Origin of the sequence: Mycolicibacterium chubuense (assembly GCF_001044255.1) — a bacterium.
Lineage (GTDB): Bacteria > Actinomycetota > Actinomycetes > Mycobacteriales > Mycobacteriaceae > Mycobacterium > Mycobacterium chubuense.
Genome location: NZ_JYNX01000034.1, coordinates 221,390 through 231,130, shown reverse-complemented (window position 1 = coordinate 231,130; position 9,741 = coordinate 221,390). Strand labels below are relative to the sequence as shown.

Annotated in this window: 10 protein-coding genes and 1 pseudogene; 8 read left to right on the top strand and 3 right to left on the bottom strand. The window is 70.5% G+C overall.

Annotation, left to right across the window (positions count from 1 at the left end):
* Positions 1-234, bottom strand: a pseudogene (locus MCHUDSM44219_RS11990) (hypothetical protein); the annotation flags it as partial.
* A 133-nt stretch (positions 235-367) separates the two neighbouring features.
* Between MCHUDSM44219_RS11990 and MCHUDSM44219_RS11985 the strand changes: the two are divergent.
* Positions 368-1,606 (top strand): mannosyltransferase, encoded by a 1,239-nt coding sequence (locus MCHUDSM44219_RS11985; protein WP_413783600.1) that lies wholly within the window; start codon positions 368-370, stop codon positions 1,604-1,606.
* On the opposite strand, the gene MCHUDSM44219_RS11980 is transcribed toward MCHUDSM44219_RS11985, so the two are convergent.
* Positions 1,554-1,835, bottom strand: a complete 282-nt coding sequence (locus MCHUDSM44219_RS11980) for a 4a-hydroxytetrahydrobiopterin dehydratase (RefSeq protein WP_048418442.1) — start codon at positions 1,833-1,835, stop codon at positions 1,554-1,556. The two genes, MCHUDSM44219_RS11985 and MCHUDSM44219_RS11980, sit on opposite strands and share 53 nt — an antisense overlap.
* Positions 1,836-1,874: 39 nt before the next feature.
* Here MCHUDSM44219_RS11980 and MCHUDSM44219_RS11975 point away from each other — a divergent pair, with 39 nt between their 5' ends.
* Both MCHUDSM44219_RS11975 and MCHUDSM44219_RS11970 read left to right on the top strand, forming a co-directional pair.
* The gene (locus MCHUDSM44219_RS11975; protein ID WP_048418441.1) at positions 1,875-2,264 is read left to right on the top strand and encodes a (deoxy)nucleoside triphosphate pyrophosphohydrolase; all 390 of its coding nucleotides are present in this window, start codon (positions 1,875-1,877) and stop codon (positions 2,262-2,264) included.
* A gap of 43 nt (positions 2,265-2,307) precedes the next feature.
* Complete coding sequence (locus MCHUDSM44219_RS11970; RefSeq protein WP_048418440.1) at positions 2,308-3,384, top strand: hypothetical protein; 1,077 nt, start codon at positions 2,308-2,310, stop codon at positions 3,382-3,384.
* Here the strand turns inward: MCHUDSM44219_RS11970 and MCHUDSM44219_RS11965 are convergent.
* Complete coding sequence (locus tag MCHUDSM44219_RS11965) at positions 3,375-4,784, bottom strand: PucR family transcriptional regulator (RefSeq protein ID WP_048418439.1); 1,410 nt, start codon at positions 4,782-4,784, stop codon at positions 3,375-3,377. The genes MCHUDSM44219_RS11970 and MCHUDSM44219_RS11965 overlap by 10 nt on opposite strands.
* A 169-nt stretch (positions 4,785-4,953) precedes the next feature.
* On the opposite strand from MCHUDSM44219_RS11965, the gene MCHUDSM44219_RS11960 reads away from it, so the two are divergent.
* From MCHUDSM44219_RS11960 to MCHUDSM44219_RS11940, 5 genes are read left to right on the top strand one after another with little or no spacing between them, the layout of a single operon-like run.
* Positions 4,954-6,432 carry an amino acid permease gene (locus MCHUDSM44219_RS11960; RefSeq protein WP_048418474.1) on the top strand — a complete coding sequence of 493 codons (1,479 nt, stop codon included), beginning with the start codon at positions 4,954-4,956 and terminating at the stop codon, positions 6,430-6,432.
* On the top strand, positions 6,429-7,124 hold the full coding sequence (locus tag MCHUDSM44219_RS11955; protein WP_048418438.1) for an SDR family NAD(P)-dependent oxidoreductase: 696 nt from the start codon (positions 6,429-6,431) through the stop codon (positions 7,122-7,124). The genes MCHUDSM44219_RS11960 and MCHUDSM44219_RS11955 overlap by 4 nt, the downstream gene beginning before the upstream one ends.
* Positions 7,121-7,885: an SDR family NAD(P)-dependent oxidoreductase gene (locus MCHUDSM44219_RS11950; RefSeq protein ID WP_048418437.1), complete on the top strand. Its 765-nt coding sequence runs from the start codon at positions 7,121-7,123 to the stop codon at positions 7,883-7,885. Before MCHUDSM44219_RS11955 ends, MCHUDSM44219_RS11950 begins: the two co-directional genes overlap by 4 nt.
* 23 nt (positions 7,886-7,908) lie before the next feature.
* On the top strand, positions 7,909-8,877 hold the full coding sequence (speB, locus tag MCHUDSM44219_RS11945; protein WP_048418436.1) for an agmatinase: 969 nt from the start codon (positions 7,909-7,911) through the stop codon (positions 8,875-8,877).
* Positions 8,874-9,740 (top strand): polysaccharide deacetylase family protein, encoded by an 867-nt coding sequence (locus MCHUDSM44219_RS11940; protein ID WP_048418435.1) that lies wholly within the window; start codon positions 8,874-8,876, stop codon positions 9,738-9,740. The genes speB and MCHUDSM44219_RS11940 overlap by 4 nt, the downstream gene beginning before the upstream one ends.
* Position 9,741 lies beyond the last annotated feature (1 nt).

Sequence of the window (9,741 nt, the reverse complement as noted above, 5' to 3'; positions counted from 1 at the left end):
GGCCGGGGCGGCGTTGCCCATCAGGTTGGCGAAGCCCTGCATCAACTGGGTCGCGGCCGCCGGGTTGGCGGCGAGTTGCTGCAGGAACGGCAGACCGGGCACGCCGGGCGCGGGCGCCGGAGCCGGGGCAGGCGCGGGCTGCGCAGCCGCGGTGGCACTCAGGGCGACAGCAGCCGAAACCGCTCCTGCCGCAGCGATCATCGTGGTGGCGAACAGTTTCCGGGTGCGGTGCATGAGGTCTCCCAATCGATGTAGTGGCATGCCTGAACCCGAAGCTAGCCTGTTACTAGAGTTACTCAAGTGACATGTGTGGCATTTATGCAACCGTTACGGAGGTGAAGGCGGATGGTGACCGATCGCTAGAGTTCTGGGCATCGACACCATCGACGCGACACCCGGCTCGCGGTGGGCGGACCGGCTGTCCGCCGCCGCGCCCGTGCTGCTGATCCTGAGCATCGGTGCCCGGCTGGCCTGGACCTACCTCCTGCCCAACGGCGCCAACTTCGTCGACCTGCACGTCTACGTCGGCGGCGCGGCCGCCCTCGACCACCCCGGCGCCCTCTACGACTACGTCTACGCCGACCAGACCCCCGACTTCCCGCTGCCGTTCACCTATCCGCCGTTCGCCGCGGTGGTGTTCTATCCGCTGCATCTGCTGCCGTTCGGGCTGGTGGCGTTCCTGTGGTCGGTCGGCATCGTCGCGGCGCTCTACGGCGTGGTGCGGCTGAGCCAGCGGCTGCTGACCGACTCGTCGGCGCCGGGTGGTCGCCGGACCGCGATGCTGTGGACCGCGGTCGGCATCTGGACCGAACCGCTGCGCAGCACGTTCGACTACGGCCAGGTGAACGTCATTCTGGTGCTGGGCATCCTGTACGCGGTGTACAGCAACAGGTGGTGGGTATCGGGGCTACTGGTCGGGCTGGCGGCAGGGATCAAGCTGACGCCGGCCGTCTCGGGTCTGTACTTCGCCGGTGCCCGCCGGTGGGCGACGGTCGTGTTCTCCGCGGTGGTGTTCCTGGCGACGATCCTGCTGTCGGTCGCGGTGGTCGGCGAGCAGGCCCGCTACTACTTCACCGATCTGCTCGGCGACGCCCGGCGTGTCGGCCCGGTCGGTACGTCGTTCAACCAGTCGTGGCGCGGTGGGATCTCCCGGATCCTCGGTCACGACGCCGGTTACGGTCCCGTCGTCGTCGCGGGCATCCTGGTGACGGCCGTGCTGGCGGTGCTCGCCTGGCGCGCTGTGGGTGGGGCCGCCGACCGGCTCGGTGCCGTGGTCATCGTGTCGCTGTTCGGTCTGCTGCTCTCGCCGATCTCCTGGACCCACCACTGGGTGTGGCTGATCCCGCTGATGATCTGGTTGCTGCACGGACCGCTGCGCGACGAACGCGGCGCGCGCATGCTCGGCTGGGGCTGGCTGGTGCTGACGCTGATCGGGGTGCCGTGGCTGCTCAGCTTCGCCCAGCCGACCATCTGGGTGATCTCCCGGCCCTGGTACCTGGCGTGGGCCGGCCTGATCTACATCGTCGCCACGCTGGCGACGCTGGGCTGGATCGCTAGCCGAGGAGGCCGTCGATCTCGCGTGCCATCGCCACATCCTTGTCCGTGATGCCGCCCTCGGAGTGCGTCACCAACGTGAAAGTCACTGTGCGCCAGCGGATGTCGATGTCCGGATGATGGTCGGCGGCCTCCGCGTGGTCGGCCACCCGGCGCACCGCCTCGATGCCGTCGAGGAACCCCGGGAATGTCACGCTGCGGCGCAGTGCGCCGTCGGCGCGTTCCCAGCCGTCGAGTTCGGGCAGGGCGGCGTCGACTTCGTCGTCTGATAACACGGCCATGCCCTCGACGGTATACCGGTCCAGATATCGTCGCTGCCCATGTCCACCCTCGTTGTCGTCGCCGGAGCGCTGATCGAGCGGGGGATGCTGCTGGTCGCGCAGCGGGCGCGGCCGCCGGAGCTCGCCGGGCGCTGGGAACTGCCCGGCGGCAAGGTGGCGCCGGGGGAGAGCGACGCCGACGCGCTGGCGCGGGAGCTCCACGAGGAACTGGGCATCGAGGTCGCCGTGGGCGCGCGTCTGGGCGTCGACGTCGCCCTGAGCACGACGGCGACGCTGCGGGCCTACCTGGTCACCCGCGCCGGTGGCGACCTGCACCCGCACGATCACCGCGCGTTGCGCTGGGTCGCCGGTGATGACCTCGACGGGCTAGCGTGGGTGCCGGCCGACCGGGCGTGGCTGCCCGAACTGTCGACGCTGCTGCGCACCTGAAGTTCGCCCCCGCGCTGCGCAGCGCACATTAGTGTCCCGATCCATGCGGGTGCTGAGGTTCATCTGGGGAGGTGTGCTGGCCTTCGACCGCATCGGGTCGCGGATCCCGCAACTGATCCAGATGTGGCTGCTGGAGCTGTTCTTCGCGATGCCGCTGACGTTCTTCATCGCGAAGCTCATCGACATCAGTGGCGCGTTCGGCGTACCCGGCACCGGCGAACCGGTCCCTGCGGTCTTCTGGGGGGCGCTCGCGGTGTCCCTGGTCGCCGGCTTCTTCTTCGTCCGCGGCCTGATCCGCCCCCGGGTGGTCGAGGGTTCGTGGACGCCGCTGGTGCGCGCCGACGTCGGGGACTACACCGTCGCAGTGGGCAACCCGCAGTGGACCGCGCACTACGTCTACCTGACCAGTCACCCTTCCTATGCGCTGCTGCTGTTGCTGACTGCGCCGATCCCCGCCGCGATGGTGCTCGCCACCGAGAACAACGGCGACAGCACGTTCTACTTCCGGGTGGCCGGCATCGTCGGCCTGACCGTGCTCGCGCTGATGGCGATCGCCCGGCTGCTGGCCTGGTACGTCTTCCGGTTCGGACGCGGCGCACTCGACCGGCAGGTCGCCCGGACCGGGATGTCGCAGCGCCGGCTCTCGTGGGAGATCGCCTGGAAACCGGTCCTGATGCTGACGGTGGTGGTGTACGCGATCGTCGCGATCCCGCTGGGGTGGATGTTCGCCCAGCAGCACCGCACCATCGCCGCCCTGCCCGTCGTGCGGGTCGCCGACGCCGCGCACCCCGGCGAATACCGGCGGGTGGAAGGTGAGCTCGCGTCCGAACCGGTGTACTGGGCGCCCCGCGGTACCGGGCGCGGCGGCAACAACTTCGCGGGAGCCGTTGTGCTGGTTGATCTTTCGTCGGGCGGTCAGGCGCTGCTGCTGGCCGAGTCGATGTCGGTGCCCGACTTCGTCGGTGCGATGGCTGACGCGCACGGCAGTTCCGTCCGCACTCAGGGCAAGGTCATCGACGAGATCACCGAAGACCAGGTCGAGTACTACGGATTCGACGTCGAAGCCTTCCCCCCACCCCCGACTGACGGCCGGGTGATGGTGCTGCTGTCCTACCCCTGATCGCGGCTGACGCCGCCGGTCGAGCGGTCGTGCGCGCGCAGCCCGATCGCGAAGGCGGTCTGGTCGTCGAAGCTCAGCGGGTCCCGTCCGGTGATCTCGTGGATCCGGCCCAGCCGGTGGCGCACGGTGTTGGTGTGCAGGAACAACTCGCGGGCGGTTTCCGACAGTGACCCGTTGGCGGCCAGGAACGCCCGCAGGGTGCGGACGTGCTGGGTGCCGCGGTCCCGGTCGAGCCGCTCGAGCGGCTCGATCAGCTGGGCGACGAACGGCGTCAGCTGCGCGCCGGGCAGCTGCTCGATGAGGCTGTCGAGCGTGCTGAGCTGGTCCGGACCGATGCTGCCGCCGTGCTGGTGGGCCAGACTCAGTGCGATCCGGGCCTGGGTGATCGCGGGGCCCAGCTCGGTGATCGGCACCTCGGCGGAGTGCCCGGAAGGCAGCGACAGCGTCTCGGCGACGGGGTCCACCGGTCCGGTCTCGGTGAGCACGAGACACACATCGGGGGCGTCGCCGACCAGCGCGTCGGGGAACGCGAGGGACAGCAACGCTCCGGCGCCACCGGGCCAGGCCGAGCACCGCACCGTCGCCGACGGCGCGGGCGGCCAGCCCACCAGCTGGTGCAGCGCGTCGGGGAGCAGCATCCGGCGTTCCACGAGGGACAGCAGCTGGCCCACCCGTTCGCGCGTCAGTGCGGCCTCGATGTCGTGCTCGACCTGGGCGGCCTGCACGAAACGCCCGATCAACTCCAGCAGCGCAGGGTCGGGCCGGGCGCCGCGACCGATCCACACCAGCGTGCCCAGCTCGGGAATCGGCACCGTCGCCTCGGCGGTGTCGTCAGCGGTCGGCGGCCGCGTCTCGTGCTCGTCGAGAATGAAGTAGCAGTCCAGCATCTCGCCGGCCTGGTCGAGCAGCCGGCGTACCGACTCGCGGCGACGCAGCGCCGAGATCATCTCCGGCACAAGGGTATTGGTGGCACGCGCGATGGCGATCTCGGTGCCGAGCCGGTAGTCGGCGACGAACCGGCTCACCGTCTCGAACGGCACGCTCTGTGGCGCCACCAGCACCGGCAGACCGTGGGCTCGGCAGCGGGACAGCAGCTCCGCGGGGACGTCGTCGTGACCGTCGCCGGTGCCGAAACACACGCCCGCGGCGCTGGAGCGGGCCAGGGCATCGGCGAACGTCCGGCAGTCCTGCGGGGTCTGCAGCAGCACGCCGACGGTGCAGACCAGCTCGCCGCCGCGCAGATAGCGCGCCGGATCCCGCAGTTCGGTGGTGTGCACCCAGCTGATCGGCCGGTCGAGGTCCTGCGCGGCGCCCGGGGGCTCGATCAGGCCCAACTGGGCACCGGCCAGCAGGTCGCGCACGGTCGGCGCGGCCGCGCCGACGTCCCGCGGGTCGGTCATGGGGCCGAGCGTAACGCCGCCGTCACATCGCGGCCGCGCTGCGTTGTGCGATCCTCCAATGCGAGCCCCCGTGGCCGGTGCGATCGCAGCGATTTCGGCACAGGCGCTGGTGATCATCGGTGCGCGGATCGATAGTTGCACCCAACCTGCACCGGAATTGGGAGCACACATGTCGTCATCGGTAGACAGCGTCGACTCGCCGTACGCACTGCGGCGGGAGTTCTCGCTCTGGTCGGCGTTCGCGTTCGCGTTCGCCTTCATCTCCCCGATCGTCGCCCTCTACGGCATCTTCGGGCTGGCGCTGACCGCGGCCGGCCCGAGTTTCTGGTGGGGCTTCCTGCTGGTGTTCGGCGGCCAGCTGCTGGTGGCGTTCGTGTTCGCCACCCTGGTGTCACGCTGGCCGCTGGAGGGGTCGATCTACCAGTGGTCGCGTCGGCTGATGGGCACCGGATACGGCTGGTTCGCCGGCTGGTTCTACATGTGGACGCTGGTGATCGCGATGGCCACGGTCGCGCTGGGCGCGGCCGGGTTCATCGCCAACATCGCCGGTGTCGAGGCGCCCTCGGGCGGTCTGCGCGCGGGCATCGCCCTGGTGATCCTGCTGGGCGGCACCGTGATCAACCTGATCGGCCGCGGCGCGCTCAAGGTCTTCATGACCGCGAGCATCGTCGCCGAGGTGCTCGGCTCCATCGGGCTGGGCACCTGGCTGCTGCTGTTCCACCGCAACAACTCGCTGTCGGTGCTGTTCGACGGCGGCGGCGCCGGCGCCGACACCTGGTCCTACCTGTCGGGGCCGTTCCTGATCGCCGTGGCGTTCATCGGGTTCTCGTTCGTCGGCTTCGAAAGTGCGGGCGCGATCGCCGAGGAGGTGCACGAGCCCCGCCGCGATCTGCCCAAGGCCGTGCTGTTCTCGCTGACCTTCATCGCGATCGTCGTCGCGTACTCGAGCCTCGCGATCATCCTGGCCATCCCCGACATGGCCGCGGTCACGGCCGGATCGGTGGCCGACCCCGTCTACGACACCCTGACCGCGGCCCTGGGCGCCGGCATCGCCAAGCCGGTCGAGGTGCTGTTCGTGGTCGGCTTCCTGGCCAGCTTCCTGGCGCTGCAGACCGCGGCCTCGCGCGTCATCTGGGCCTACGCCCGCGACGGCGCGCTGCCCGCGTCCGGTGTGCTGGCGCGGCTGGGCGGAGCCAGCCGGATGCCCGTGACGGCGATCGGGGTGACGACGGTGGTGGGCGGTGCGCTGTTCGCGCTGTCGATCGTCGCCGGCGACATCTACTCCCTGATGGTCAACTTCACCACCGGCGGGTTCTACCTGGCGTTCCTGTTCCCGCTGATCGGGTTCCTCGTCGTCCAGCTCCGCCGCACCTGGACCGCGCCGTCCTTCTCCCTCGGCCGTCTCGCGCTGCCGGTCGGCGCTGTCGCGGTGGTGTGGGCGGTGCTGCAGATGCTCAACATCTCCTGGCCGCGCGCGGTCTACGAGCAGCGGTACCTCGACTGGTCGGTGTGGATCGGGGTGGCGGTGCTGGCGCTGCTCGGTGCGGTGATCTTCACGGCCGTCCGGTCCCGCATCGTCGCGGTCAGCGTCATCGAAGAGGCCGAAGCGGCCGACGAAGCCGCCGACGAGACGCGGCGGTACACGTGAGCGAGCGCCCGGCGGCGATCGTGACGGGTGCGGCCAGTGGCATCGGCGCCGCCGTCGTCGACGCGTTGCGGAGCCGCGGATTCGCCGTCGCCGGAATCGATCTCGTCGACGCGGACGGAGTCGACCATGCAGTGCGCGCCGACGTCTCCGATCCCGCGGCGGTCGCGTCGGCGGTTGACGACGTCCGCGGCCGGCTCGGACCGGTGCACGCGGCCGTCAGCGTCGCGGGCCACTACGAGATGGCGCCGGTCGACCAGATCAGCGTGACCGCGTGGCGACGCATGCTGCGGGTGCACCTGGGTGGCTTCGTCAACCTCGCGCGCGCCTGCCTGCCCGACCTGACGGCGCACCGCGGCGCGCTGGTGGCCATCGCGAGCGAACTCGCCGTCGGCGGAGGCGACCACGACGCGCACTACGCCGCGGCCAAGGGCGCCCTGCTGGGCGCGGTGCGCAGCCTGGCCGCGGAGGTCGCCCCGGTGGGCGTCCGGGTGAACGCCGTCGCCCCCGGACCCACCGACACGCCCCTGCTGGCGGCCGACTCTCCCTGGCGCGCAAGCGAATACCTGGACACGCTGCCGCTGCGGCGGCTCGCCCTGCCGCACGAGGTGGCCCGCTGCGTCGAGTACCTGGTGTGCGACGCCGGCTTCAGCGCCGGGGACGTGGTCAACGTCAACTCCGGAGCGGTGATATGACGACGTCACTGACAGACCGCGTCGCCCTGGTCACCGGCGCCGCCCAGGGAATGGGCGTCGCCCACGCCCGGCGGTTGGCCGCCGCGGGAGCCACCGTCGCGGTCAACGATCTGCGCGAGAGAGCCGCCCTGACCGAATTGGCCGACAGCATCGGCGGATTCGCGGTGCCCGGCGACGTCTCCGACCCGGCCGAATGCGTGCGGATCGCCGACACCGTCGCCGACACCGCCGGCCGACTGGACGTGCTGGTGGCCAACCACGCCTACATGACGATGGCGCCGCTGCTCGAGCACGACGATGCCGACTGGTGGGCGGTCGTCGACACCAACCTCGGCGGCACCTTCTTCCTGGTGCAGGCGGTGCTCCCGCACATGCGGCGCCACGGGGAGGGGCGCATCGTGGTGATCACCAGTGAATGGGGAGTCACCGGCTGGCCGGAGGCGACGGCCTACGCGGCGTCCAAGGCGGGGTTGATCTCGCTGGTGAAGACCCTCGGCCGCGAACTGGCACCGGAGCGCATCATCGTCAACGCCGTCGCGCCCGGCGTCACCGACACCCCGCAACTGGAGGTCGACGCCGCCGCCGCGGGTGTCGACCTGGCCACCGTGCACGCCCAGTATGCCCAGGGCATTCCTTTGGGCCGCATCGGATCCGCTGCCGAGATCGCGGCCGCCGTGGAACTGCTCGCCGACTTCGAGGTCTCGGCCGTGGTGGGACAGGTGCTGTCCTGCAACGGCGGGTCCACGCGGTCGCGGGTGTGAAAAGGACGCGAAAGGAAGTAGCCATGGCACAGGGATCCCATGTGCGCACCGAGAGCGGCACGCTCGGACAGGTCGACGCCCAGCAGGTGCCCCGCTACGCGGGGCTGGGCACGTTCGCGCGGCTTCCGCAGCGCCACGAGGTCGAGCGCTACGACATCGCGGTGGTGGGCGTTCCGTTCGACAGCGGCGTGACTTACCGACCCGGGGCACGCTTCGGTCCGGCCGCGATCCGGCAGGCCTCGCGGCTGCTCAAGCCCTACCATCCGGCACTCGACGCCACGCCGTTCACCGCGGCGCAGGTGGTCGACGCCGGGGACATCGCGGCCAACCCGTTCGACATCTCCGCCGCGGTCGACCAGATCCGCGACGGCGTGGCGGCGTTGCTGACCGAGGATGGCCACCGGGTGGTGCTTCTCGGTGGCGATCACACGATCGCGCTGCCGTCACTGCAGGCGCTGCACGCCGTGCACGGTCCGCTCGCGCTGGTGCACTTCGACGCGCACCTCGACACGTGGGACACGTATTTCGGGGCGCCGTGCACGCACGGCACGCCGTTCCGGCGCGCCGCTGAGCAGGGGCTGCTGGTCAAGGACCGGTCGGCGCACGTCGGGATTCGGGGGTCGCTGTACGACCGGGCCGATCTGCTCGACGACGCCGAACTCGGGTTCACGGTGGTGCACTGCCGCGACATCGACCGCATCGGTGTGGACGGCACCATCGAGCGGATCCTGGAGCGGGTGGGCGACCATCCGGTGTACGTGTCCATCGACATCGACGTTCTCGATCCCGCGTTTGCGCCCGGCACCGGCACCCCGGAGATCGGCGGGATGACCAGCCGCGAGCTGGTCGCCGTGTTGCGCGCGATGCGGGAGCTGCCGATCGTCGGCGCCGACGTCGTCGAGGTCTCGCCGGCCTACGATCATGCCGAGGTGACCGCCGTCGCGGCGGCGAACCTCGCCTACGAGCTGATCACCCTGATGGCGGGACGATGACCGAATTCGCTTGGCCGCAAGGCAAGGTCGCGGCGGCGGCGTTCACGTTCGACGTCGACGCCGAGTCGGCGGTGCTGTGGGACGCCTCGGGCGACTGGGAGTCGGTGGGCGCCCGGATGAGCGTGATGAGCCATCAGGCCTACGGCCCGCTCGTCGGCCTGCCCCGCATCCTGACTCTGCTCGAGCGGCACCAGATCGCCTCGACGTTCTTCGTACCCGGCCACACCGCCGACCGTTACCCCGAGGCGATCCGCGCCGTCGTGGCGGCCGGTCACGAGATCGCCCATCACGGCTATCTGCACGAGCAGCCCACCCGCCTGTCGCTGGAGGGTGAGATCGACGCGCTGGACCGGGGATTGGCGGCGCTGGCCGACGTCGCCGGGGTGCGGCCGGTGGGCTATCGGGCGCCGATGTGGGACCTGTCCTGGCGCACGCCCGCGCTGCTGGTGGAACGCGGCTTCCTCTACGACTCCAGCCTGATGGACGCCGACCATCCCTACGAGCTCGCAGTCGGTGACGACCACCTCGTCGAGATCCCCATCCAGTGGGCGCTCGACGACTGGGAGCAGTACTGCTTCCTGCCCGACGTCTCGGGCAGCGGGCTCATCGAATCACCGCGCAAGGCAAGGGAACTGTGGCAGCTCGAGTTCGACGCACTGCGCGGGGTCGGCGGCTGCTGGGTGCTGACCAACCATCCCTTTCTGACCGGAAGACCTTCGCGCGCAGCCGAACTCAACGACCTGATCGGGTACGTGGCCGGTCACGACGACGTGTGGACCACCAGCCTCGGCGAAATCGCGACGCACGTGCGCGCGCTGGGGCTGCCGCCGCGCAGCATCAGCCCGCCCGACGTCCCGCGCTGAG

Excerpts from the sequence above, each read along its gene's own strand:
- MCHUDSM44219_RS11980 (WP_048418442.1), bottom strand. The coding sequence starts at position 1,835 with ATGGCCGTGTTATCAGACGACGAAGTCGACGCCGCCCTGCCCGAACTC.
- MCHUDSM44219_RS11975 (WP_048418441.1), top strand. The coding sequence starts at position 1,875 with ATGTCCACCCTCGTTGTCGTCGCCGGAGCGCTGATCGAGCGGGGGATG.
- MCHUDSM44219_RS11970 (WP_048418440.1), top strand. The coding sequence starts at position 2,308 with ATGCGGGTGCTGAGGTTCATCTGGGGAGGTGTGCTGGCCTTCGACCGC.
- MCHUDSM44219_RS11965 (WP_048418439.1), bottom strand. The coding sequence starts at position 4,784 with ATGACCGACCCGCGGGACGTCGGCGCGGCCGCGCCGACCGTGCGCGAC.
- MCHUDSM44219_RS11960 (WP_048418474.1), top strand. The coding sequence starts at position 4,954 with ATGTCGTCATCGGTAGACAGCGTCGACTCGCCGTACGCACTGCGGCGG.
- MCHUDSM44219_RS11950 (WP_048418437.1), top strand. The coding sequence starts at position 7,121 with ATGACGACGTCACTGACAGACCGCGTCGCCCTGGTCACCGGCGCCGCC.
- speB (WP_048418436.1), top strand. The coding sequence starts at position 7,909 with ATGGCACAGGGATCCCATGTGCGCACCGAGAGCGGCACGCTCGGACAG.
- MCHUDSM44219_RS11940 (WP_048418435.1), top strand. The coding sequence starts at position 8,874 with ATGACCGAATTCGCTTGGCCGCAAGGCAAGGTCGCGGCGGCGGCGTTC.